At 35.6% G+C, this 23,920-nt stretch carries 21 protein-coding genes and 1 pseudogene; 15 read left to right on the top strand and 7 right to left on the bottom strand.

The annotated features are described in order from the left end of the window. Nucleotides 1–68: 68 nt before the first annotated feature. On the bottom strand, nt 69–1,016 hold the full coding sequence (locus FD36_RS04850) for an NAD(P)H-binding protein (RefSeq protein ID WP_056958422.1): 948 nt from the start codon (nt 1,014–1,016) through the stop codon (nt 69–71). A 76-nt stretch (nt 1,017–1,092) separates the two neighbouring features. Continuing rightward, nucleotides 1,093–1,614 (bottom strand): HdeD family acid-resistance protein, encoded by a 522-nt coding sequence (locus FD36_RS04845; RefSeq protein WP_014082463.1) that lies wholly within the window; start codon nt 1,612–1,614, stop codon nt 1,093–1,095. Between the two features lie 151 nt (nt 1,615–1,765). Between FD36_RS04845 and FD36_RS04840 the strand changes: the two genes are divergently transcribed. Both FD36_RS04840 and FD36_RS04835 read left to right on the top strand, forming a co-directional pair. Further along, nucleotides 1,766–4,348 (top strand): YfhO family protein, encoded by a 2,583-nt coding sequence (locus FD36_RS04840; RefSeq protein ID WP_056958421.1) that lies wholly within the window; start codon nt 1,766–1,768, stop codon nt 4,346–4,348. Between the two features lie 9 nt (nt 4,349–4,357). Continuing rightward, on the top strand, nt 4,358–5,017 hold the full coding sequence (locus FD36_RS04835) for a histidine phosphatase family protein (RefSeq protein ID WP_014082461.1): 660 nt from the start codon (nt 4,358–4,360) through the stop codon (nt 5,015–5,017). 356 nt (nt 5,018–5,373) lie between these two features. Here FD36_RS04835 and FD36_RS04830 read toward each other — a convergent pair whose 3' ends face one another. From FD36_RS04830 to FD36_RS04820, 3 genes are all read right to left on the bottom strand, one after another. Continuing rightward, on the bottom strand, nt 5,374–6,600 hold the full coding sequence (locus FD36_RS04830; RefSeq protein ID WP_056958419.1) for a DUF2075 domain-containing protein: 1,227 nt from the start codon (nt 6,598–6,600) through the stop codon (nt 5,374–5,376). A 289-nt stretch (nt 6,601–6,889) separates the two neighbouring features. Further along, nucleotides 6,890–8,242, bottom strand: a complete 1,353-nt coding sequence (locus FD36_RS04825) for an AAA family ATPase (RefSeq protein ID WP_225362007.1) — start codon at nt 8,240–8,242, stop codon at nt 6,890–6,892. A gap of 145 nt (nt 8,243–8,387) precedes the next feature. Continuing rightward, the gene (locus FD36_RS04820; RefSeq protein WP_420896814.1) at nt 8,388–10,073 is read right to left on the bottom strand and encodes a phospho-sugar mutase; all 1,686 of its coding nucleotides are present in this window, start codon (nt 10,071–10,073) and stop codon (nt 8,388–8,390) included. A gap of 219 nt (nt 10,074–10,292) precedes the next feature. Between FD36_RS04820 and galE the strand changes: the two genes are divergently transcribed. From galE to FD36_RS04770, 10 genes and pseudogenes are all read left to right on the top strand, one after another. Next, nucleotides 10,293–11,285, top strand: a complete 993-nt coding sequence (gene galE, locus FD36_RS04815; RefSeq protein ID WP_041817957.1) for a UDP-glucose 4-epimerase GalE — start codon at nt 10,293–10,295, stop codon at nt 11,283–11,285. A 120-nt stretch (nt 11,286–11,405) separates the two neighbouring features. Next, on the top strand, nt 11,406–12,035 hold the full coding sequence (locus tag FD36_RS04810; protein ID WP_056958416.1) for a TetR/AcrR family transcriptional regulator: 630 nt from the start codon (nt 11,406–11,408) through the stop codon (nt 12,033–12,035). Further along, entirely contained in the window at nt 12,028–14,730 is a 2,703-nt protein-coding gene (locus tag FD36_RS04805; protein ID WP_056958413.1) for an MMPL family transporter, read from the top strand. The genes FD36_RS04810 and FD36_RS04805 overlap by 8 nt, the downstream gene beginning before the upstream one ends. 131 nt (nt 14,731–14,861) lie before the next feature. Further along, nucleotides 14,862–15,768: pseudogene (locus FD36_RS04800) on the top strand (DMT family transporter). 9 nt (nt 15,769–15,777) lie between these two features. Continuing rightward, entirely contained in the window at nt 15,778–16,098 is a 321-nt protein-coding gene (locus tag FD36_RS04795) for a DUF7671 family protein (protein WP_056958411.1), read from the top strand. A gap of 13 nt (nt 16,099–16,111) precedes the next feature. Continuing rightward, nucleotides 16,112–17,038 (top strand): DMT family transporter, encoded by a 927-nt coding sequence (locus FD36_RS04790; protein WP_056958409.1) that lies wholly within the window; start codon nt 16,112–16,114, stop codon nt 17,036–17,038. Between the two features lie 112 nt (nt 17,039–17,150). Continuing rightward, nucleotides 17,151–18,569, top strand: a complete 1,419-nt coding sequence (locus tag FD36_RS04785; RefSeq protein WP_056958408.1) for a basic amino acid/polyamine antiporter — start codon at nt 17,151–17,153, stop codon at nt 18,567–18,569. A 115-nt stretch (nt 18,570–18,684) separates the two neighbouring features. After that, nucleotides 18,685–18,936 carry a hypothetical protein gene (locus FD36_RS04780; RefSeq protein ID WP_056958405.1) on the top strand — a complete coding sequence of 84 codons (252 nt, stop codon included), beginning with the start codon at nt 18,685–18,687 and terminating at the stop codon, nt 18,934–18,936. A gap of 36 nt (nt 18,937–18,972) precedes the next feature. Further along, nucleotides 18,973–19,245, top strand: a complete 273-nt coding sequence (locus tag FD36_RS04775; RefSeq protein WP_056958403.1) for a hypothetical protein — start codon at nt 18,973–18,975, stop codon at nt 19,243–19,245. Continuing rightward, nucleotides 19,235–19,486, top strand: coding sequence for a hypothetical protein (locus FD36_RS04770; protein WP_056958401.1), 252 nt, complete (start codon nt 19,235–19,237; stop codon nt 19,484–19,486). Before FD36_RS04775 ends, FD36_RS04770 begins: the two co-directional genes overlap by 11 nt. A 41-nt stretch (nt 19,487–19,527) precedes the next feature. On the opposite strand, the gene FD36_RS04765 is transcribed toward FD36_RS04770, so the two are convergent. Together FD36_RS04765 and FD36_RS04760 are read right to left on the bottom strand one after the other, a co-directional pair. Further along, on the bottom strand, nt 19,528–19,746 hold the full coding sequence (locus tag FD36_RS04765; RefSeq protein WP_014082449.1) for a P8 family protein: 219 nt from the start codon (nt 19,744–19,746) through the stop codon (nt 19,528–19,530). 89 nt (nt 19,747–19,835) lie between these two features. After that, a complete protein-coding gene (locus tag FD36_RS04760) occupies nt 19,836–21,071 on the bottom strand; it encodes an MFS transporter (RefSeq protein ID WP_056958399.1) in 1,236 nt (411 codons plus the stop codon). A gap of 282 nt (nt 21,072–21,353) precedes the next feature. On the opposite strand from FD36_RS04760, the gene pyrF reads away from it, so the two are divergent. The 3 genes from pyrF to adhP all read left to right on the top strand — a co-directional run bounded on the left by pyrF (nt 21,354) and on the right by adhP (nt 23,851). After that, nucleotides 21,354–22,070 carry an orotidine-5'-phosphate decarboxylase gene (gene pyrF / locus FD36_RS04755; protein ID WP_056958397.1) on the top strand — a complete coding sequence of 239 codons (717 nt, stop codon included), beginning with the start codon at nt 21,354–21,356 and terminating at the stop codon, nt 22,068–22,070. A 10-nt stretch (nt 22,071–22,080) separates the two neighbouring features. Continuing rightward, nucleotides 22,081–22,713 carry an orotate phosphoribosyltransferase gene (gene pyrE, locus FD36_RS04750; protein ID WP_056958395.1) on the top strand — a complete coding sequence of 211 codons (633 nt, stop codon included), beginning with the start codon at nt 22,081–22,083 and terminating at the stop codon, nt 22,711–22,713. 106 nt (nt 22,714–22,819) lie between these two features. After that, nucleotides 22,820–23,851 carry an alcohol dehydrogenase AdhP gene (gene adhP / locus FD36_RS04745; protein ID WP_041817949.1) on the top strand — a complete coding sequence of 344 codons (1,032 nt, stop codon included), beginning with the start codon at nt 22,820–22,822 and terminating at the stop codon, nt 23,849–23,851. Nucleotides 23,852–23,920: the final 69 nt, after the last annotated feature.

Genomic DNA, 23,920 nt, shown 5'->3' with positions numbered 1-23,920 from the left:
AACTTTATTGAGGCCCCTCATTCTTATGAATCCCGTGGCATTTTTTCATCTTTTATATGAAAAAAAGTTCAAATTAAATACTTAGGTTTATTCGTGATCAAATCCTTAACTTGTGCTGACAAACTTGGTAAAGGCATTCCTAGAACATTTTCAAGTGCATTTTCGTTATTAACATTATTTTCCAAAATTTGTTCGTGGGTCATTCCAAACGCTACATCTTTTTTAGCAACATGTTCGCTTAAAGCACCACGAGCAATTAATTTTTGGATTGCTACTTTAAAATTGATTTGAGCTGTATCAAGGTTGGTTTTTTCTAATTCAGTTTGGTAAGTTTTTAAATCAACTGATTGAACTGGAAAATCTTTTCCTGTTGCTTCTTTAATTGCTTTAGCTAATTCTTTGTAAGTATGTTGCACACCGTGAAATTCATAAATTTCAAGGGGATCATTTTCCAGCATTGTCATTACTCTGGCAGCACCTTCAGCATAAAGTTTTTCTTCGGCCCATCCGACGGTTATTTCACCAGTCGCATAAATAAATGGCTTACCCGATTTAGCAGCTTCAATTTCTGGAAGTTCATTTTCTAAATACCAATTATTTCTTAAAAAAGAATGAGGTAAACGGGCATCAATAATCATTTTTTCAGTGGCACGATGATCTTCTGCTAACGGAGCTTCGCTAATATCCGCATGAGGGAAACTCGTATAAGCCAGATATTTAACTCCTGCATTAGCAGCTGCAGTCACCACATTTTTGTGTTGGGCGACCCGGGGATGACGTGCATTTGGTTGAGAAGAAATAAACAATACCCGATCAATTCCAGCAAAAGCCTTTTCCATCATTTTTTCATCGTTATAATCACCCTGTCTGATTTCAACAGCAGTGGGGTACATTTTTTTTGCTTTTTCGATGTCCCGAGCAATTACAACAATGTCGTTAAATGACACTAGACTAAGTAATTTTAAAACAACTCGTTCACCGAAATGACCAGTTGCCGCAGTTACAGCATATTTCATAGTAAAATCTCCTCTTAAGTTAATCTTAGCACAAAAAAGACGCGGAAATATTTCCACGTCTTTTAGTAATTCTAAATTAAAATGAACGAACGATAAGTAAAATACCGAAGAACATGAAGTAAAATGAAAGTAAGAAGATACTAACACCAACTGCAGTTGCGGGACTGAATAATAAAATAATTCCAAGAATTACGCCAACTACTCCAAGAATTACATTTAACCAGAAGTAACCCTTGTTGTTTTGTCTAATGTAACGACTAACCCAAAGTTCAAAGAGGGAGTCCAAGATAAAACTAAGAGATAACATAATCCAAATGAAAGTTGCACCTAATACTGGTCTAAGGAAAATCATTCCCCCTAAAACAATATCAAGGATAGCACTAACGATTAACCATGTTGGGTTTAAACCAAGAGCTTTATCAATCATGGTAATATCAAAAAGTTTAAATGCTCCTTCAAAGATTAATGCAAATGCAATGAAAAAGATTAAAGTTTTTAATGAACTTGCTGGATTACGAGCAATAACTACTGACATTGCGGCAAATAATATTCCAATTACTAAAGTAAATGGATCAAAACTTCTTTCTGAACTAAACATAAATATTTCCTCCTAAGTCATTCTTAATACAAACTTAATTATAATACAGTGAAGATTTAACCATGGTTTAATGAATTTTAGATTTTTGTATAGTAAAATTAAAGTATGATTCAATTCGAAGTCAAATTAAGAAAGTAGACATCTTTAAATTATGAAAAAAATTTTACAAGCATCTAAGTATTATTTGGCAGCATTTATCTTACCAATGTTAGTAGTTGTTGTGACATTTGGTTTTCGTGGGATTGCACCATTTGGGACTAATAATATATTAGTTAGTGATTTGGGAACCCAATATTTACCATTTTTTGAATTTTTACGTAGTCAGTTAGTTAATCATACCTTTAGTATGTACTCGTTTATGTTATCTCTTGGGGATAATGCAATTCCAATTTATACTTACTATTTAATGAGTCCATTAAACCTTTTAGTCGTTTTTGTAAAAGCGACCAATGTTCCAGTTTTAATGGAAACAATTATTATCCTTAAAATTGGTTTAATTGGACTTTCAATGTCCTGGTTTTTAAAAGCTAAGTATCAACGTCAAGATTTAATGCAAGTTGTTGCAGCAGTGGCCTATGGTCTATGTGGCTTTGTGGCAATGTATTTCTATGATTTTATGTGGTTAGAAGCTTTAATGATGTTGCCACTAGTTACTTTAGGAATTGAACGACTTTTTTATAAAGGAAAATGGGGTGGCTACGTTGCCTCATTGTTTCTCATCATTTTCTTGAACTATTATATGGGCTATATGATATGTATTTATTCGGTCATTTATTTTGTGTACTTGGTCTTTTTAAATCGTCCAGCTAGACTTGGCTTTTGGAAATATTTAATTGAACATAAAACAATGACAATTAAATATGTAACTAGTTCAATTATTGCAGCTATGTTATCAGGATTTATGTTGATTCCAACTATTATCGGGATGCTTTCAACTGGGAAGAGTAGCATTAATCCATGGGACTTTGTACCTAAGCTTCGGTTTCTCCCATCTGCATTTGCCAGTTTTGGTGTTGGATCTACCAATTTTGTGGAACGACTTTATCATGAACCATCGTTTTTCATTGGCAGTCTTTTTGCAATTGGTTTGTTAATATTTTGGATGTCAAAACGAACTAATCGACGGGAAAGAAAAGCTTCTTTTTGGTTAGTTGGAGCAATTTTCTTTGGGATGTTAATCACCACGACTGACACCATGTGGCACATGTTTCAGATGCCAGCTGGATTTCCATTCCGGGAAGTTTACATGTTGAGTTTTGTGATGATTATGTTTGGTTATCAAGCTTGGCTGAATGGTAGTTTTAAAGACAATGCGGTTATGATCAAAGCAGGATTAATTCTTGCTGGATTGATTGTGATTGGATATGGATCGGTCATCATTGAAACAATGGTTTCCCAACGATACTATTTTCAAATGTCTTTTTATGTTGCTAACTATTGGCATATTATCCCAGCATTATTATTTGTGTTTGCAACAATATTAGTGATTTTGCTAGCTAATCGATTTGGCAAACGGATGTGGTGGTTAATGCTTGTCTTAGTTTGTCTAGAAATGGGAACTAACATGTGGATGGCGCTTGGGGGGACTCAAGAATATGGCAATCAAGCTAAATTTAGAAAAGCTTTTAACCAGTCCACTAAAATTATTAAAAAAACTACATCAGGTCAAAAAGAGTTTGGCCGGATCAAAGTAAATAACGAATTGTACAGTCAAAGTTTTAATACTATCTATAATCAATATAATGATTCATTACTTTATGATTTTTTTGGCGTAAATAGTTATACTTCATCCTTAAACGTACACACGCACGATGCTTTGGCTGACTTAGGTTTGTATAGTCGTAATGAACGGCGGATTAGCTCTAATGGATCGACTCCAGTTACCGACCAATTGTTAGGAATTAATCAAAAGATTAGAATTGAAACTGATGGAAAAGTTGGAACAAGTAAGAACGATGATGTCACTAGTTTAGGTTATGCAGTTTCAAAACAAATTAAGCACGTTAAATATGATAAAAATGAAATATTTAAAAACTTAAATACATTAGCTCAAAAAGAAAGTAATACCAAAACTAATTATTTTGTAAAAAGTAAGATTAATGATGTTGCAGTTGATGCCAATAAGGATAATTATCGTTATACGGTCACTTTGACACCTAAAATTAGTGGAATGCAATATATGGATTTGGCAACGACTAGCCCTAATCAGGAATTGGATGTGATGGTTAACGGTCAAAAGCTCGATACTAGTTATCTTCAATTAGGCTCCGAAATTATTGAGTTGGGTGATTTTGAAAAAGGTCAACAAATTAAAGTTAGTTTTACTAGCGACAGTCGCATTTTAGAAATGCAACCATTATTTGCAGGATTTAATGAATCTGAATTTACTAAATTTGTGCAAGCAACCAAACCATATCGTTTAGTGGTGAAACAACCCGAAAAACTTAAATATCAGGGTAATCATTTTAGTGGAACTATCACCACGACGAAAGCTCGTCCTCAAGTAATTATCAGTATTCCTTATGATAAAGGATGGCAGATTACCGACAATGGTAAAACAGTTCAGACTTATAAAGTGCTCAAAGGGTTAACCGGAATTAAATTAGCCCCTGGAAAACACAGCTTACAATTTACTTACCAAACGCCAGGACTTAAAATAGGGTTAGGAATAACAATCTTTGGAATGATTGGTGTTTTATTACAATTAATTATTTTTAGACGGAAACGTAAATAGGAGATTATTATGGCTGTTACTGCATACTTAGTTCGTCATGGACAAACATACATGAACTTGTATAACAAGGTTCAGGGTTGGATTGATTCACCTTTAACATCAAAGGGAATTCAAGATGCCCAAGACGCCGGTGAACGATTATCAAAAATTAGTTTTGATGCTGCTTTTACTAGTGATTCAGGTCGTGCGATTGAAACTGGTCGTCAAATTTTAAAGAAAAATCCAAATGGAATTAACATTATTACTTATCAATTTCCAGAATTAAGAGAACAATTCCATGGTTATTTTGAAGGTGAAAACCTTGAACAAATGTGGCAATTTGTTGGTGAACAAGTTCAGATTACTAATGAAGCTGGCGTTTTAGATAACTTTGGTCTAGAACGAGCTCGTGATTTAATTGCGAAAGCCGATTTATACAATAATGCTGAAGATAACAAACGATTCTGGGACAGATTAGATCGTGGTTTTGACCGAATTCGGGAAAACACCAAGGATGATGAAGTCATTTTAATCGTTTCTCATGGGATGACAATTCGTTCGATTGTGGATCGTTATGCTCCAGAACTTGACCAAGGGCAAGCTGCTAAGAATGGTAGTATTACTAAGTTACGAATTTTACCTGAAACCATTGAAGTTGAATATTACAATAAATTAGATAGTGACGTTTAAAAAAATAAATACAATAGAAAAAGGACGCCCATTGGATGTCCTTTTTTGCTACTTATTATTATTGCACAAAGCAACAACAATAATCATAATGCAAATCAACGAGATTGGCATGTTACTCCTCTTAAATTTAGGTAGGAATAATAGTGCTTGCTAACTGTTTGACCATAGTTAGTTGAATTGAGGGTGCCCCCTTAATGGGCACTCTTTTTTTGTTTTAATATAATAAATTTATGATTTAGTATAATTAAACAAATAAAAAGAGCCTACCAGCTCTAGCTGATAAGCTCAATCAGCAGTTTACGACAAGTGATGATTAGTATACCGTTTACTACTTAAACTATATTTTATATCAATTTTTAGTGTTTAATTTTAGCATAATTATCTAGCAGAGCTTTCCGTAAAAGCGGGTCATTAGCATAAATGTATGTTCCATAAACGCCCCGTTTCATTAAAACGTTCACGGAATTTAAAATGATTTGGCGTTGCATCCGTTGAAATTCTTCTGGATCTTGAATGTCTTTACGGCGTTTGATTGATTCAGTATTGGTTTGTTTACTTAAATCAACTTTAATTTTATGATCTTTTGGATCAAGATAGATTGGTGGACCTAAAATTAAACCGACGTAGTTTAAATCAAACCCCTGACAAGTATAGATAGAACCAACTTCATCAATTGACTTAGGGATTTCCGCCCATGGGGTACTGGTATAGTTATATTGATCCCATGGCATTTTAAAACCACCACTTTCTTTGATATAATGCTTACCACCATCAAGGGTAGACGGATAACCGGTGGTTGAAACAATTCGGGAAAGTCCGACTTCTTGATTCCGTTTAACGATTTCTTTGCGCATTGCTTCAGCATCCGCATAAATGCGAAAATCATAATCGTCATCCGCATCCTGCGGAATCGGAAGCAATTTACCATTACTAAACTCATCGACCCAGTGGACTAAGTCGGGCTTGGCAGTCATCCGAAATTGGTGAGTTAAATGATAACTTTCGTGATAGTAGGGCTTTAAAATTTGATCTAATCGAGCTTGATCCCAATAGTTCTTTGTTTGAATAACTTGCCGCATATCAAAAACAACAATCACAACTTTACTTAACTTAATAATTTTTTCAAGCTGGTTTTCACCATAAAAATTATTGTAGTGATCTGGCTGAGATAACAATAAGTGGGCTTCGTCAATGATGACGATGTCTGCTTTTTCGACGTGCTTTTGCATTTGATTAATAAATGAAGTAGGGCGCATAAAATTCTTTTTTAAAACGTTATCTTCAGTTCCAGCAATTTGTTTATAAACTTTAAGTACTTCTGGATGATTGACTAAGAAATAGTTTTTCGTTTCATAAAGTGGATTTTTAGGATCATGGGCAGCCTTTTGGATGTCGAAGAATAATTGACTTAAAACGACACTTTTACCAGTTCCACAGTCTCCATAGATGGTAAAAATGGAGTGACCATCATGTAAACGAGTCTTAGTAAGGGTTTCGATGCGGTCAATTAATTGTTTTTGTTCGTCCGTTAAATGATTTAAATTAGGTGCAATTTTATTAATGGCTTCATTATTGATTTTCATTAGTAGCCTGCTTTCTTGATTGGAAGTTCCAGTTATAGAAGGTAGCGGCGGCAACTATGGTAGCAAGAATTAACAAAAGTAAATAATCTAAATTACCACCGACTTGGGTTTTCTGTTTAAATTCTAATGGACTAGTAGCCTGATTTTGATGAAAGGCGATGACGGATGCTAAAATTGCTAATTTTTTTTAAAGTCATTGATTCAGAATTAATGGGAAACCCCTCCAATTATTTTTTAATTTTAGTATAGCACTGCTGGGTAAACAAAAAGACCATGACATGGTCATAGTCTAGTTGGCAGGTGTATTTGCGATAGCGGCATCTATATCTTCATTATTAATATATGTTAAGTCATCATTGCTAGGCTTTTCCATAAAAGCAACGCGGCGAGCTTGAGCTTGTAACATTGCTTGATAAACGTTTCGGGCCCACCGAGCATTTCCAGATGGATGATTTGTTTCAATAAATTCGGTCACTGTTTTATCGAAGTATTTTACATCTTCTAATTTAACAATGCCTTCGTGTTCCATCATGGTCTTGATGATTTTTACTAATTCTGCGGTGGTGTAATCAGCAAAAAAGACACGGTTAGGAATCCGGGAACGTAAACCAGGGTTATCGTTTAAAAATTCTTCCATCCGATCAGTATATCCTGCTAGGATTATGATTAAATCTTTTCTGTGATTTTCCATCCCAATGATTAGTTGATCAATGGCTTCATGACCGAAATCAGTTGGACTGTCAGCATGTGATAATTGATAGGCTTCATCAATAAATAAAATTCCACCAAGTGCACTTTCAATGACTTTTTTAGTTCGATCAGCGGTGGTCCCGGTATAGTGACCAACCAAATCAGAGCGATCAGTACTGACAAATTTATTTTCTGAAATAATTTTATTTTGGGCTAAAATGGTCCCAAATAGTTTGGCAACCGTTGTTTTACCAGTCCCAGGATCACCCACAAATACCATGTGTTTACTAATTCCAGCGGGAGTTTTTAAGCCACGTTCTTCTCGAAGTTGATTGATTTTAGCAATTGCAATCATATCTTTGATTTGTTTTTTAGCTTCGTCAAGTCCAGTTAACTCATCGAGTTCTTTGAGGGCATCGACTGAAGTATCTAGTTTTTCAATGTTTAAATTTAAATCTTCATAGGCTTTGTCATCAGAGCTAGAAGATGAGTCACTCGGTTTTATTTTATCAAGGTCACTTAAATCTAAGTCAGCAATGGGATTAGCGTCGTACAAACTCGATGCATAAGCATAACGATCATTGAATTTGGAAATATCAATGGTAGCAATGTTTGAACTCTCATCTTGGTTTAAAGCAATGACATCCACTAATGGGAGCGTTTTGTTTAAATCAGCTTGAGTAGTTTTAATTTTGAGTGGGAAAAAGAGTGACATTTGTCTGGTTTTGAAATTAATATCAAAACCAAATGTTTTTCCAATCACAGGACTCAATAAGTTGTAAAGGGTGACCAAATTGTCAGTCCAGTCGGTATAACCGCCTTCATCATTTTGTTCATGTTGATATGATTTGATGTTTTTAATTTTAAAAGTTTTGGTCTCTAAATCACTATCAAGCTTATAGTTAGCCCGATAAAAAAGTTGACCGTATTCTTTTAGTTCTTCAAAGGTCATAACGATACTCCTTACGTAGTCTTTAACCCTTTAATTCTATATTTAACCTAGAAAAATGTAAACGAAAAAGATAAAGTTTACCAAAAAATTATTATAATATGAAAAAAGAGCCCTGAATTCAAAGTTCAGGACTCTTTTAATTTGTTTATTTATTTAATAATTCATTATCAATGGCGTTTACATAGCTATCTAATAATTCATTAGCGGCAGTTTGAGTAGCAGCTTTAACACCGACATAGAACTTGATTTTTGGTTCAGTTCCAGAAGGACGAATTGCTAACCAAGTTCCATCAGCTAACCAGTATTTCAAAACGTTTGATTGAGGTAAATCAATCTTAGTTTCGTTTCCATCAGCATCAGTTTTAACTGAAGTTTGGAAATCTTCAAGGGCAACCACTTTCACACCATTAAAACTAGTCATTGGGTGATCACGGAAACCTTTCATGAGGTCAACCATCTTTTGCTTTCCATCGAGACCATCAAATTCTTCAGAAATGGTCTTTTCTTCAAAGTAACCATATTTCTTGTAAAGAGCTTGAAGACCATCGTATAAGGTCATGCCTTGTTGTTTGTAGTACGCGGCAACTTCAGCCAATAACATGGTTGATTGAACGGCATCTTTATCACGAACGAATGGTTTGATTAGGTAACCAAAACTTTCTTCAAAACCAAATAAGAAAGTGTGATCGTGGTTTTCTTCATATTGCTTGATTTGTTCAGCAATAAATTTGAACCCAGTTAAAACGTTCTTCATTTCAACGCCATAATCATTAGCTATATCAGTGGCTAATTCAGTTGAAACGATTGATTTAACAACTCGTCCATCAGCTGGAAGCGTGTTGCTAGCTTTTTTAGCTTCCAAAATGTAGTGAAGTAAAACACTGGCAATTTGATTACCAGTCATTAAAGTATATTCACCATCTGGTTGACGAACTGCTGCTCCAAGCCGGTCAGCATCAGGATCAGTGGCAATTAAGACATCCGCATTTTCTTGTTTTCCTAACTTGATAGCTAAATCAAAAGCTTGGGGAAATTCAGGATTAGGGAAAGGAGTCGTTGGAAATTCTGGATCAGCAATGGTTTGTTCAACTACGACATCGTAGTTTTTAAAACCAGCATCAGATAAAGCCCGACGTGCAATTACTTTTCCAGTTCCGTGAAGAGGAGTATAAATAAATTTTAAGTTTTTCCCGACTTCTGCGATTAAATCATGGTTAATGTTAACTGATTTTGCTTCGGCTAAGTAAGCTAAGTCAACATTTTCACCAATAATGTTCATTAAGTTTGCTTTACGTAAATCTTTTTCTTCAGCGACCGGAATGTTGAATAAATCAGTAACTTTGCGGACGTAAGTAGTCATGATATCTGATTCCTTAGGTGGCATTTGACCACCATCAGCACCGTAAATCTTGTAACCGTTGTATTGTTTTGGATTATGACTAGCCGTAATCATAATTCCAGCGTAAGTATGTAAGTTACGAACGGCAAAGGAAAGTTCTGGAGTAGGGCGAATATCATCAAAGACAAAAGTCTTAATGTTGTGGGCACCTAAAACGCGGGCAGCTTCGTGAGCAAATAACTTTGAGTTATAACGAGAATCAAAACTAATGGCAACTCCACGATCACGTTCGCTTTGATCAAGGGTTTCCATTAATTTAGCTAAACCTTCAGTTGCTTGACGAACCGTATAAATATTCATTCGGTTTGTACCAGCACCTAAAAGTCCCCGCATTCCAGCAGTTCCAAATGATAATGATGTACCAAACGCATCCGCTTTCGTATCTTCATCATCTTGCATGTTACGTAAATCATGTTTTAATTCGGCAGGCATGTCTGCATTGTTTAACCATGCATTATATTGATTATCAATTTCTGCTTTATTCATTAGAATGGTCTCCTAGATTTAGTTCGCTAATTCACTTTAGATTATAGATTTTATCACGGGTTTAGTCAATTAGCTGCCGATTTTAAAGCATTTAAATCACTAAAATGAGATGTGATATAATTAAACCAATTATAATTTTTGATGAATACAAAAGGAGAAATTTATATGGCAGTTTTAGTTGCTGGTGGAGCCGGATATATCGGTTCTCACATGGTAGATCGTTTAATTAATGAAGGATATGACGTAGTTGTTGCTGATAACCTTTCAACTGGTCATCGTCAAGCAGTTAACCCCAAAGCAAAATTCTATTTAGGTGATACTCGTGATCCTAAATTTTTAGATGATTTATTTGCAAAAGAAGATATTGAAGCAGTTATTCATATGGACGCTTTCTCATTGGTTTCAGAATCAATGAAAAAACCATTAAAATACTTCGATAACAACGTGATTGGAATGATTGTCTTACTTGAAGCTATGAAACGTGCTGGCGTTAAGTACATTGTCTTCTCATCAACGGCTGCTACATATGGTAATCCAGAACGGGTTCCCATCCATGAAAAAGACCACAAAGAACCAATTAACCCTTATGGTGAAAGTAAATTAATCATGGAACACATCATGAAATGGGTGGAAAAAGCTGATGGAATTCATTCTGTTGCTTTACGTTACTTTAATGCCGCAGGTGCTAAACAAGATGGTTCAATTGGTGAAGATCACCATCCAGAAACCCACTTGATTCCAATGGTACTTAAAGTTGCTGCTGGTCAACAAGATACTTTGAAGATTTTTGGTGATGATTATGACACTCCAGATGGTACTAATGTCCGTGATTATGTGCATATCTTGGATTTAGCGGATGCTCACATTCTTGCCATGGAATACCTTAAAAAAGGTAACCCAAGTAACGTCTTTAACTTAGGTTCTTCAACTGGTTTTTCAAACAAACAAATTGTAGAAGCTGCTCGGAAAGTAACTGGTAAGCCAATTCCTGCTGAAATGGCTCCTCGTCGTGGTGGTGATCCTGACACATTGGTTGCTGACAGTACTAAAGCTCGTGAAGTTCTAGGTTGGAAACCAAAATTCGATAATATCGAAGACATCATTAGTACTGCTTGGACTTGGAAACAAACTCATCCAAATGGTTACGAAGATAAATAATTAGAATAAAGAAAAACGAACTTTCGGGTTCGTTTTTTTTATTAGCTTAATAAGACACCATGTTGACTTAATAATAAAAAGGGTTAAGATAAAATTAAAAGTTTTTTTGGAGGTGAAGTGATGGAAAATAAAGTTCGAAAAACCAATACCGTGGGTGATATCAAAAAAGCCTTTGTTAATCTAATTAATGAAAAAGGAATTCGTGATATCAATGTGACTGATATTACGAGGATGGCCGGAATTGGACGAGGAACATTTTATACGCATTTTACTGATATTAACGATTTATTGGAAAACATCGAATCAGAGTTGATGGATAAATTAGAAACTGATTTAAGTGATGTAATTCCAGATGCCATGCAATGGTTAATCGTTGAAAAAGGTGCGGGAGTTCCAGCTCCGTTCATTATTGAGACATTGAATAATTTTTATCAGAACCGCGAAATGATTGCCGCCTTACTAAGTGAACAAGGTGATCCTTACTTTTTAAATAAAGTTAAAAAGATCATTTTTGCTGATTTAGATCAGTCCGTAAATAGATTATATGAACAAATTGAAGTTAATGATGACATTCCGCTTGATTATGCCCGTGAATTTGTCATTGACGAACTGATGGGGATTATCGTGTATTGGATTTCGAAACCAGAACCAGAAGAACCTCGGGTTGTGGCCCAAACCATCGCTAAATTACAACGTAAAGCTCCAATTAATGTTTTTACAAAACAGAAAGGGAAATTAGATCATGAATAAATTCGTTAAGAAATATTCTGGAATTGCAATTGTTTGGCTAGTTGCTCTAATTGCTGCTGTAGTCTTTCTACCTAATATGGGGATTTTAGAGGCAGAAAAAGGACAAACTAAGATTCCAAGTGACATGCAAAGTCAGGTTGCCAATAATATTGAAAAACATTGGGGTCATCACATTAGTAATACTGATCAAGTTGTTTTAGTTTATAACAACGGTAATCATGCAATTACGAAGACTCAACAAACCAAGATTAATAATAAGATTAAAGATCTTAATAAGCATGCTGATAAGTATGATATTAAGGGAATTACTTCAGTTGTTGATACGCCGTCTGCCAAAGGGCAATTAATTTCTAAAGATAAAACCACGGAATTAGTCCAATTGAATGTTTCGAAAAAAGATTCGGTTGAGAACGTGAACAAGAAGTTACAAAAAGGTGGCAAAATCGGTGGCTTAAAATCATATGTGACTGGGTCAGAGATTTTAAATGATGATATGCGGCTTTCAATGGTTTCTGGACTTAAAAAGACAGAAATTATTGCGGTTATCTTCATCTTAATTGTTTTAATTATTGTGTTCCGTTCACCAATTGTTCCATTAATTTCATTATTGACCGTTGGTGTTTCCTTTATTGTTTCACTAAGTGTGGTCATGAATTTAGTTAAATTCTTTAATTTCCCACTTTCTAACTTTACCCAAGTCTTCATCGTGGTAGTGCTCTTTGGGATTGGAACCGATTATAATATTCTGCTTTACAATCAGTTTAAAGAGAATCTGGCAGATGGAATGTACAAGGTTACAGCTACCATTAACGCTAGAAAGACGGCTGGAAGAACCATTCTTTACAGTGGAATTTCAGTTTTAATTGGATTTGCTGCCTTAGGATTTGCTAAATTCTCAATTTACCGTTCTGGTTTTGCCGTTGCGGTTGGGGTTGTGGTTCTTTTAATGATCTTACTTACTTTGAATCCATTCTTTATGGCAATTCTTGGGAAAAAGATGTACTGGCCAGTTAAGAATTTGAAAGAACAAAAACAATCTAGTGCCTTATGGGGGATTTTATCAGCTAAATCAGTAGAATATGCAGTACCTGCGATTATCTTTGTTTTGGTTGTAACACTTCCATTTGTAGCTTTAGGTCATGGTAAATTAAATTACGACCAAACTATTGAATTAAGTAATGATCTTCCTTCTAAGCAAGGATTGAATGTGGTTCAAAAGCACTTTAGCAAAGGGACTGCTGAACCATCTACGATTTACATCAAATCAGATCATGATTTAGCTAATGAAAAGAGTTTAATGGAAATTGATCGAATCACAAACCAACTTCGTGATCGTAAGGATGTTAAAACCGTTGATTCAGTAACGCAACCTAACGGAGTTCCATTGAATCAACTTTATTTAAATGATCAACTTAGCACCTTAACTGGAAAAATGGGTCAAGCAAATAATGGATTGAGTCAGATTCAACAAGGAGCTTCAAGTAGTTCATTCAATGGCGATCAATTGAAAGCCATTGGGGCATCAGCTCAATCAATTGGACAAAGACTGCAAAACATTCAAGCAGCTTCAGGAAACGGTAGTTCTGTTTCAGGACAACAAGTCATTGCTGCAATGCAACAACAGGCTACGGCAATGGGCTCACCATTGAATGCAGCCCAAATGCAAATTATTACAGGAGCACTTCAACAATCTGCCGCCCAAGTTCAAGCACAACAAGCTGGGTTAAGTAGCCAATTAAATGGAATTGCTAGTGATACGCAAAATATTGGAAACAACACGCAAGCCATGGCTACTCAACTTGAAGGGGTTCAAGGAAAACTTAGTCAAGCTAATCAAGGGTTATCGCAGATTTCAACTGGACTAGGACAAGCTGGTGACTACTTAACTGAATTACAAAATTCACCGGCTGCTTCGAAGACTTTTTATATTCCAACTTCTGTTCTTGAAAGCAAAACTTTCCAAACTGCAGTTAACGCGTACCTATCACAAGATAAGCACACGACGCGGATTGTGGTAGTACTTAAATCAAATCCTTCTGGTGCAGAAGCCATTAAGTCAGTTAACCAGATTCAAAATCAAGTTAAACAAAACTTAGCTGGAACTGATATGCAAAAAGCAACCGTTGCTGTTGGAGGAGAAACTGCTACAATTGCAGATACTAACAAGATTGCCTCAAGTGACTTTATGCGGACAGCTGTCATCGTGGTAATTGGAATTTTGATTGCTTTGATGTTTGTTACTAGATCAATTTTTCAACCAATTTACATTATTGGAACTTTACTATTGGCTTACCTAGCTTCATTATCAATTACGAGATTGTTTAGTAGCTTATTCCTTGGACAAGACATGTTGACCTGGAATACACCGTTCTTTACTTTCATTATGTTGATTGCGTTAGGGGTTGATTACAGTATCTTCTTAATGCATAAGTATCAAAACATTTTACCTAGTGCTGCTCCAGCAACCATAATTGTGCATGCAGCTCGCTTTATTGGAGTGGTAGTTCTCTCTGCTGCTGTAATTTTAGGTGGAACATTTGCCGCATTGATTCCTTCAGGGGTAATGACCTTAATTCAGGTTGCCATTGCCGTTATCATTGGGTTACTTATCCTAGTAATTATTTTGCCAATCTTAATGTCAGCAGGAATTAAATTAACTTATCCGGATGATAAATCAAAATCAAAAAACAAATAATGATAAATAAAGTCTAGCAATTTTTGCTAGGCTTTATTTTTGGCTTATCATCAAGCTCAAAAAAGAGTATTATAAAACTATCGTAAAAAATAAAATATGAGGTGGATAAGTTGAGTTCGAATAAAAACATTATGAAGGGGATTCTTTGGGCGACCCTTGCTTCAGCATTCTGGGGAATTTCTGGGACCATTCTTCAATTTGTATCACAAGATGCTGACATTCCAGCGGGATGGTTTTTGTCTGTCAGAACCTTATTTTCGGGAATTATTTTATTAGTGATTAGTGCAATTGCTTATCGCGGGAAAATTTTCAATGTCTTTAAAGATCGTAAATCAATTTTATGTATTTTGGGATATGCCATCTTTGGTTTAGGGGCTAATTTACTTTCCTTCTTCTTGAGTGTCCAAACTGGTAATGCTGCCTCTGCAACTATTTTGCAATATTTGGCACCGCTATTCATCTTATTAGGTGGTTTTTTTCTTTATGCATCGTCGACCTAATCGAATTGATTTATTGGTGTTCGTAATCGCATTAGTTGGAGTGGTTCTTTCGATTACGAAAGGTGATATTAGTGAACTATCAATTCCACCAGTTTCGTTATTTTGGGGAATTATTTCTGGAATTACCGCTGGTTGTTATGTAGTGATTCCACGGCCCTTAATGAGTGACAACTCACCATTGACCGTTTTAGGTTGGGGAACGTTAATTGCTAGCCTTTTCTTTAATCTTCATCAACCAGTGTGGGTCGGAGTTCCGCATTTGACTACTGGTGGTGTAATTGGAATTGGTGCCATTGTGATTATTGGAACGGTTTTACCATTTGCTTGTTTACTTCACAGTATGAAATTTGCGAGTTCGGCAGATGTTAGTTTGGTTGATGCCGTTCAACCAGTGATGACTTTTATTTTAAGTGTCATGTTCTTACATACACAAATTAGTTTAATGGAAGTGGTTGGATCAGCTTTAGTTGTGGTCGCCATTTATATTTTGCAAAACTACAAACGCAAATTATCAACAAAAGACGAATTAGAATCGTAGTGAGAAATCATGGCTGATAAATATGATGTACTCCGTTTCATTGGCGTGCCTGTTGAACAAGATAGTTCTGGTAACTATCAAATTAAACGGGATGCTAATCATGACTTTAAATTGCATGAATGGCGGATTGGAAAACACACCAAGGGTAAGTATCGTCAAGTTGGACAAGTGTTTCTAACGGAGAATCAAATGCGTGTTGCAATTGTGGCAAGCTTTAAGGTATCCTTTAAGAAGCGCCATCAATATACGCCTATGGCTCGCTTTTTAAGTGATGACGTAGCACCAGAAGTGGTGACAGAGGCTAGTACCAAATTATCTGTTGAAAAATAAGGAGTTTTTAATAATGTTTAACAAAATTAAGGGAATGAGCAACACTGCTAAAGGACTTGCACTAGCAGGTTTTGCCTCAGTTTCATGGGGAGTTGCTGGAGTAATCACGCAGTTCGTTTCACAAAATGCATCAATTCCCGCACCCTGGTTCTTGGCAGCAAGAACGACAGGGGCTGCAACTATTTTACTGTTAGTTAGTGCCATTGTTTATAAGGGAAAAATCTTTAATATTTTCAAGACTTGGAAATCAGTGTTTACCCTCGTTTGTTATGGACTATTTGGTTTAGCTGCTAACATGGGAAGTTTCTACGTTAGTATTCAAAATGGTAATGCAGCTGCAACCACCATTTTGCAATATTTAGCTCCATTATTCATTTTACTGGGAGCATTTATTTTTCAACACAAAAAACCAGCAAAAATCGATTTTTTAGTCTTTATAATTGCAATTGTGGGAGTTTTTCTTTCAATCACGAAAGGTGACATTAGTCAGCTTTCAATTCCAATGGATTCTTTGATCTGGGGATTGATTTCTGGACTTACAGCAGCACTTTATGTGGTGTTACCACGGAGTTTAGGAAAAGATAATCCTCCAATCGTTGTGATGGGCTGGGGAACGTTAGTTGCTAGTATCGCTTATAACATTAATCATCCGGTTTGGACGAATGTTCCGCATTTGACTACTGGAGCAATTCTAGGTGTTTGTGGAATTATCTTCTTTGGAACGTTATTAACTTTCTCAACTTTGATTTTTGCTACTCGGTTTACGACTTCCGCAAATATCAGTTTGATGGATGCTTTACAACCAGTTTCAACTTTCATCTTGAGTGTGATCTTTTTCAATACTGCTTTGAGTTTAGCTGAAGTAGTGGGGGCAATCTTGGTAATCTTAGCCATCTACTTGCTTAAGTATTCACCAACAGATGAAGAAATCTTAAATTAATAATCAATGATAAAAACTTTGCATTGCAAAGTTTTTTTATTTTGACGAAAAAATCAAGTCATTTTTAAGGTATACTAATCGTATTGATTAAAATTGTGTAAGGGGATTTAAAATGAAAAAACAAAAGGGAGTTTCATTGCTTGGACTAATTATGTTAGTGATTAGTGCCTCAATTGGAGCAGGAATTTATAATGCTAGTGAACAATTGGCTGCGGTAGCAACTCCGGGACCAGCTTTATTGGCTTGGTTGATTACAGGAATTGGAATTTTTGGACTCGCCATGAGTTTGAAATCACTAAGTGAAACTAATCCTGACTTAAATGGGATGGCCGAATATGCCCAAAAAGGATTTGGAAATTTTGTCGGATTTATCTCTGGCTGGGGGTATTGGCTTTCGTCTTGGATTGGAAGTGTAGCATTTGCCACTATGATGATGTCAGCCGTAGGATATTTTATTCCTAGTTTTCGTTCTGGTAACTCAATTCCAGCCATTATAGTGGCTTCGATTATCTCGTGGTTGCTAACATATTTAGTATCCCGTGGGGTCGAAAATGCCGCGTTTATCAATGTGTTCATTACGATTATTAAATTAATTCCACTTTTGGCGTTTGTGCTCTTGGGAATTGTCTTATTTAAAACTAATGTCTTTACCGCTCATTTTTGGGATAATTTTACGACTAATTTTACTTATATGAAAGCAACCCCAGGTGGTGTTTTCAATCAAGTTAAAGGTTGCTTAATTACCATGATGTGGGTTTTCGTTGGAATTGAAGGGGCGACTACGATGACTGGTCGAACTCATAAATCATCAGATGCCAGCAAGGCGACCATTTGGAGTTTTGTAGCATTATTGATTATTAATGTGGTTATTTCAATGTTGCCATACGGCTATTTGACGCAGGCTCAATTAGCTCACTTTAGTAACCCTGCTTTAACTTATGTGGTTAAAGATATGATTGGACCGGTTGGGGGAATGTTAGTTAGTCTTTCTTTGATAATTACCATTTTTGGTTCTTGGCTATCATGGACCTTGCCACCAGTAATTGCTACTTCTGAAATGGCAGGCAAGGGAATGTTACCCCATTGGTTTGCTAAGTTAAATAAACAAAAAGCACCCATTAATTCACTAATCTTAACTCAGGTATTATTACAACTTTTCCTAATTTCACTAGTTTTTTCTGATCAAGCTTATAATTTTGCGATTTCTCTCTGTACGGCAGCCATGGTTGTTTGTTATACATTGGTGGCGGCTTATCAAATTAAAGTCGGTTATCTAGCCAAATCATTTAAAATGATGTTTCCTGGGTTATTAGCATTTGTTTTTGAAGTAGTTGGAATTACTTTTGCTGGTCTTCAATATCTCTGGCTTTGTGCGATTGCCTATGTACTAGGATTCGCTTTTTACATTAAAGCAGCCAAAGAAAATGGCCGTTCCATTAATCAAAAAGAATGGTTGTTGATGATTTTAGTAACGATTATTGCGATTTTCGCCGTGATTGGGTTAGTGATGGGAAAAATTAAGCTATCATAATAAAATTTCGGCTCTAATTGTGAAAAAGTATTGTATACTTAGAAACAATTAAAATGCGAAGGATGTTTTGCGATGAAAAAAATATCGTAAATGGATTATTGCTGGACTGATAAATTTGGTAATGCTAGGTTTATTAGTTTTGGGGGCCTTCAATCTGTATAATTTAAACAAAAATCAACAAAAATTAAGTAATGCTCAGACGAAGTACAGTATGTTGAAAAAGTCATATGACGAAATGTCGCCTGATGATGTTACTTATCAAGAAATTTTAAGTTATCAAAATATGAAGACGATTGCTAAAACTAACAATGCCTCATTAACTGATAGTATGAAGATTATTTTTGGTAATTATCCAATGCAAGCATAAAATCAAGCCGCCGTTACTAAACTAACTAAGCATTATATGACAAAGACCGATGCTCAAACTTTACTTGATTCATTTAACCACTATACACGGTTAAATGACGTTAAAATTTATAACTATAGTAATGAAACTTCGCAAAAGGAACATTACTATTATTCAAACGTGACAGTTACTTATTATGATAGAAGAGGAAATCACCTTAATACCAATCACTATCTTTTTAAGGTAACTTTGAACCATCAAGATTTGAACTCTGATAAAATTCGGTTCCACTTAATTCAAAGCTTTAGAGGTGATCGCCATGCTAGATAAGATTAAAGTTGATTTTAAGAAGACTAATTTAATTATTACAGTTCCAATTATTTTAATTATAATTTTAGCAATCGGTAATGGTTATGTGATTTACCAAAATAATCAAGTTACGCAAAAGATTACTACCCAAAACAAAGCGATTACTAAGGTCAGCAATGATTTTGATAAGAAATATAAAACGATTTCAAAAAAGGCAGAACAAGAATTTAAAGCAACGCATACTAATCCGTTAAATCAATAAAATATGCAANGTTTAAACTCAACAGTATTTTTAGTTAATGATTATTTTTTAAGAAGTTTTTCAGCATCTGCTTTAACATCAGAATCACTCATGTCTAAGTATTTCTTCATTGCTTCTTCAGTCTTAATGGTATCTTTTGCATTGCTTTGCATGTAGTAATCCCATAAAGCATCACGAATTGGCATGTCACTATCTGACCAGTCAAATACTTGGTTCATGTGTTCGTCTAACATTGTGTTTTCTTCAAAATTTTCAGTCATAATCTTATATCTCCCTTTTCAATATGTACGACTATATAATAGTTCATTTTTGGTAAAGGTGTTAATGATATGTTCTCTTTTTTTATAATTTATTTAGATGATGATTGATCGAAATTTTTAAGGCCTGGAAGGGTCATCATTACTGTAAAACTTATTAGATAAAGGATTGATAAGAAAAGCATTACAACAATTAAACTGTAGCGCTCCATAATAAGTCCGATTACTAATGAAGACATTCCGCCGACAGCCCGACCAACGCCAACAATAATATTATTGGCACTTGAACGAACTTCCGTGGGGTAGATACGACTAACAATCGCACCGTAACCACCGTACATTCCGTTTGAGAAGAATCCAACCACAGCACCGATAATTAAAAGTAAACCAATCGAGTGAACGTATGCTAAAGCATAAACTAACACAGCAGAGGCTAATAAAAAGATTCCAAATGATAAACGAGGTCCCATTTTATCAAAAATAGTTCCAAAGGTCATCATTCCAATACTCATTCCAATGATGGTTGAAATCATCCAAAGAGAAGAACCTTTGACACTTAAATGACTTTGTTGTTCCACGATGGAAGGTAACCAGTTCATTAATCCAAAGTAACCAGCGATTTGCACAGTTGTCATAATCATTAAACCAATTGAGGTCCATGCAGTACCAAGATCAGCAAACATGTATTTTTTAATTGCATGAATAATGGTGATTTTGCGATTTTCCTTAACTCGGAGAAATTCTGCGGATTCTTTAATGTGACGTCTAACGAAGAAAACTAAGATAATTGGTAGTAAACCAAAGAGGTATAGGGCGTGCCAACCGAGACTTGGAATTACGAAGGCAGCAATAATTGCCGCTGCCACCGCTCCTACTTGACCACCAATAGAAGCGATTGATGACATTCGTCCCAGTTCCTTTTTCGGAAAGGCTTCGGCAATTAAGGCAATTCCTAATCCATATTCTCCTCCGGCACCAATTCCAGCGATGAAACGGAAGATATAAATTGAAGTAATATTATTAGCAATACTCATTAAGGCAGTTGCCAAGGCAAAGACAAAAATAGTATAAGTGAACGTTTTTACTCTTCCAAAACGGTCACCCAGCATTCCAAATAAAACGCCTCCAAGTAACATTCCCCAGTTAGTGATGGTTCCAATTAAACCAGCAGCACCAGCTGAAACGTGTAGTGAAGCGATAATGGAACTCATGGTAAACGATAGAAAAAGCACATCCATATTTTCTAACCCAAACCCTAAACTAGATGAAGTTAAAACTAGTTTTTGATTTCGTGTTAATTGGATGTGCTCGTTTTTTTGATTGTCCATAGAATAATTTTCTCCAAAGTAAGGCTCACAGGCCTTGGTTATTTGTTACTTTTAGTATTGTCCCACAAAGACTAGTTACTAACAAGGTAAATTAAATCAGTTTAGTGGCTTATTAGTTAAAAATAAAATTTGTACAAGTGACAAATTTATATTATAATTCTTGCAACAAATTAATTGGTTCAGAGAAGCCAAATTATTATTAAAGTCGAATTTAATTCTATAGGACTATTCTCTGAAATCAGGGGATAGTCTTTTAATTTTACCAAAATTTTGGAGGTCGTAATGAATAAGCCAATCATGATTGCACTGGATTTTCCGTCAGTCAGCCAAGTTAATCAGTTTTTAGATCAATTTGAAGATCCTAGTCAACTCACGGTTAAAATTGGGATGGAACTTTTTTATCAAGCAGGACCAGAAGTGGTCAAGCAAATTAAACAACGCGGATGCAAGATCTTTCTTGATTTAAAGCTGTTTGATATTCCACATACTGTCGAAAAGGCAATGGAACAGTTAGGAGCTTTAGGCGTGGACTATACAACGGTTCATACGCTAGGTGGACAAGCAATGATGGAAGCTGCTAAACGAGGATTGAAAGCGGGAGCTGAAAAGGCTGGCTTGCCAGAACCTCATTTGCTAGGTGTGACTGAACTCACTTCAATTTCCCAAACAGTTTTAGAAAACGAACAAAATTGTAAATTGCCAATGAACGAGCAAGTAGTTGCTTTGGCTAAATTGGCCCAAAAATCGGGTTGTGATGGGGTAATTACTTCAGCACTTGAACTAAAAGATTTAACTAGTGCTTTAGGAACTGATTTTGAATATGTTGTTCCGGGAATCAGAATGCAACAGGATGCAGCTGGAGATCAAAGTCGAGTAGCTACTCCGGCAACTGCCAAAGCGGATGGAGCATTTGCGATTGTTGTTGGCCGGCCAATCACACAAAGTCAAAATCCGATTGCCGCTTATGAAAGATACATAAAAGACTGGAATTTAAAATAGGAGAATAATTATGCAAAATTTAGAAACGCAAATTTTACACCAACTAGTTGAAGATCAAATTGTGCAATTAAAATCAGAAGGTTATTTTGAATTTGCTAGTGGGATTAAATCACCAATTTACACTGATTTACGTTTAACCGTTTCTTATGTAAAACTTCGTAACATGATTGCAGAAGCCTTAGCTAAACTAATTAAAGAACAATATCCCGATGTAACTGTAATTGGTGGAGTTGCTACTGCGGGAATTCCGCATGCTGCAATTGTGGCAGATAAATTAGCTTTACCAATGGTATACGTTCGTTCAAAACCCAAAGACCATGGAACTGGTAAACAAATCGAAGGACGGATTGAAAAAAATGATCAAGTAGTATTGATTGATGATTTAATTTCAACTGGTGGAAGCGTGATTCAAGCAGCCAAGGCTGTTGAACGTGAAGGATTTCAAGTAGCTGGAGTAGTTTCAATTTTCTCTTATGGTTTTCCCGATGCAGATCAAAACTTTAAGAAAGCTAGGTTTCCTTTTAGCCCATTAGTTACCTATGCCAAATTAATTGAAGAATTATACAAGACTAAGCAAATTACAGAAGCTAAATACAAATCTTTAAATCAATGGCATCAGGATCCATGGAATTGGGAAGCTTAAAAAACTATTATTATCTTCGTCTTTGATTGCAATGTGAATTATTTCACGGTACAATGAACTTGTTAGAAAAACAATTAATAGTTTCATAAAAAAGAGGAGATTTATTATGGTTAAAGCTGCTGTTGTTAGACCTAATTCAGATGGATATGTTGATATTAAAGATGTTACTTTACGTCCCATTCGTTCAAATGAAGCATTAGTAAAAGTTGAATATTGTGGACTTTGTCACACCGATTTACACGTTGCCTCAGGTGATTTTGGTGAAGTACCTGGTCGAATTATCGGACATGAAGGTGTTGGTCGCGTTACCCAAATTGGTGAAAACGTTACTAACTTAAAGATTGGTGATCGAGTATCAATCGCTTGGTTCTACTCAGCTGATGGTACTTGTAAGTACTGTGTAACTGGTAATGAAACTCTTTGTCGTAACGTTAAGAACGCAGGTTACACTGTTGATGGTGCCATGGCTGAAGAATGTATCGTTGATGCCAAATACGCTGTTAAAGTTCCTGAAGGACTTGACCCAGTTGAAGCTACCTCATTAACTTGTGCCGGAGTTACTACTTACGGAGCTCTTAAAATTGGTGATACTAAACCTGGTGAATGGACTCAAATCGTTGGTGCCGGTGGTTTAGGTAATTTAGGTGTTCAATTAGCTCACAACGTTTTCGGTGCTAAAGTAGTTGTTACTGATGGTGATCCTAAGAAGCTTGAAGCTGCTAAAGAAAATGGTGCTGATTTAGTTGTTAACCGTCATGATGCTGACGCAACTGAACAAGTTATAAAAGGAACTAATGGTGGGGTTCACGATTCAATCGTAACCGCCGTTAGTGCTCAAGCATTTACTAATGCCGTTAACGCCTTAGAACCAAATGGTACTTTAGTTGCCGTTGCTCTTCCTAAAGGTGATATGGCACTTAATATTGATAAAACAGTTCTTGATGGAATTAAGGTTGCTGGATCTCTTGTTGGTACTCGTCAAGATTTACGTGAAACCTTTGACTTCGGTGCTCAAGGAAAAGTTAAACCAATCGTTAGAACTGAGAAACTTGAAAACATCAACAAAGTTATCGACGAAATGAAAGCCGGTAAAATTGTTGGACGAGTTGTATTCGACTTCACTGGTGATAAAGACTAATTTTTAATCGATTTATTAAATATTAAAAAACATTATGAGAAACAATTCGTTGATGTGAACCCATAAAGT

This window comes from Fructilactobacillus sanfranciscensis DSM 20451 (assembly GCF_001436035.1).
GTDB classification, from domain to species: Bacteria; Bacillota; Bacilli; order Lactobacillales; family Lactobacillaceae; genus Fructilactobacillus; species Fructilactobacillus sanfranciscensis.
Note: the sequence above shows the minus strand (reverse complement) of the source record. Positions and strands in the feature narration are given on the sequence as shown.

Excerpts from the sequence above, each read along its gene's own strand:
- FD36_RS04850 (WP_056958422.1), bottom strand. The coding sequence starts at position 1,016 with ATGAAATATGCTGTAACTGCGGCAACTGGTCATTTCGGTGAACGAGTT.
- FD36_RS04845 (WP_014082463.1), bottom strand. The coding sequence starts at position 1,614 with ATGTTTAGTTCAGAAAGAAGTTTTGATCCATTTACTTTAGTAATTGGA.
- FD36_RS04840 (WP_056958421.1), top strand. The coding sequence starts at position 1,766 with ATGAAAAAAATTTTACAAGCATCTAAGTATTATTTGGCAGCATTTATC.
- FD36_RS04835 (WP_014082461.1), top strand. The coding sequence starts at position 4,358 with ATGGCTGTTACTGCATACTTAGTTCGTCATGGACAAACATACATGAAC.
- FD36_RS04830 (WP_056958419.1), bottom strand. The coding sequence starts at position 6,600 with ATGAAAATCAATAATGAAGCCATTAATAAAATTGCACCTAATTTAAAT.
- FD36_RS04825 (WP_225362007.1), bottom strand. The coding sequence starts at position 8,242 with ATGACCTTTGAAGAACTAAAAGAATACGGTCAACTTTTTTATCGGGCT.
- FD36_RS04820 (WP_420896814.1), bottom strand. The coding sequence starts at position 10,073 with ATGCCTGCCGAATTAAAACATGATTTACGTAACATGCAAGATGATGAA.
- galE (WP_041817957.1), top strand. The coding sequence starts at position 10,293 with ATGGCAGTTTTAGTTGCTGGTGGAGCCGGATATATCGGTTCTCACATG.
- FD36_RS04810 (WP_056958416.1), top strand. The coding sequence starts at position 11,406 with ATGGAAAATAAAGTTCGAAAAACCAATACCGTGGGTGATATCAAAAAA.
- FD36_RS04805 (WP_056958413.1), top strand. The coding sequence starts at position 12,028 with ATGAATAAATTCGTTAAGAAATATTCTGGAATTGCAATTGTTTGGCTA.
- FD36_RS04795 (WP_056958411.1), top strand. The coding sequence starts at position 15,778 with ATGGCTGATAAATATGATGTACTCCGTTTCATTGGCGTGCCTGTTGAA.
- FD36_RS04790 (WP_056958409.1), top strand. The coding sequence starts at position 16,112 with ATGTTTAACAAAATTAAGGGAATGAGCAACACTGCTAAAGGACTTGCA.
- FD36_RS04785 (WP_056958408.1), top strand. The coding sequence starts at position 17,151 with ATGAAAAAACAAAAGGGAGTTTCATTGCTTGGACTAATTATGTTAGTG.
- FD36_RS04775 (WP_056958403.1), top strand. The coding sequence starts at position 18,973 with ATGACAAAGACCGATGCTCAAACTTTACTTGATTCATTTAACCACTAT.
- FD36_RS04770 (WP_056958401.1), top strand. The coding sequence starts at position 19,235 with ATGCTAGATAAGATTAAAGTTGATTTTAAGAAGACTAATTTAATTATT.
- FD36_RS04765 (WP_014082449.1), bottom strand. The coding sequence starts at position 19,746 with ATGACTGAAAATTTTGAAGAAAACACAATGTTAGACGAACACATGAAC.
- FD36_RS04760 (WP_056958399.1), bottom strand. The coding sequence starts at position 21,071 with ATGGACAATCAAAAAAACGAGCACATCCAATTAACACGAAATCAAAAA.
- pyrF (WP_056958397.1), top strand. The coding sequence starts at position 21,354 with ATGAATAAGCCAATCATGATTGCACTGGATTTTCCGTCAGTCAGCCAA.
- pyrE (WP_056958395.1), top strand. The coding sequence starts at position 22,081 with ATGCAAAATTTAGAAACGCAAATTTTACACCAACTAGTTGAAGATCAA.
- adhP (WP_041817949.1), top strand. The coding sequence starts at position 22,820 with ATGGTTAAAGCTGCTGTTGTTAGACCTAATTCAGATGGATATGTTGAT.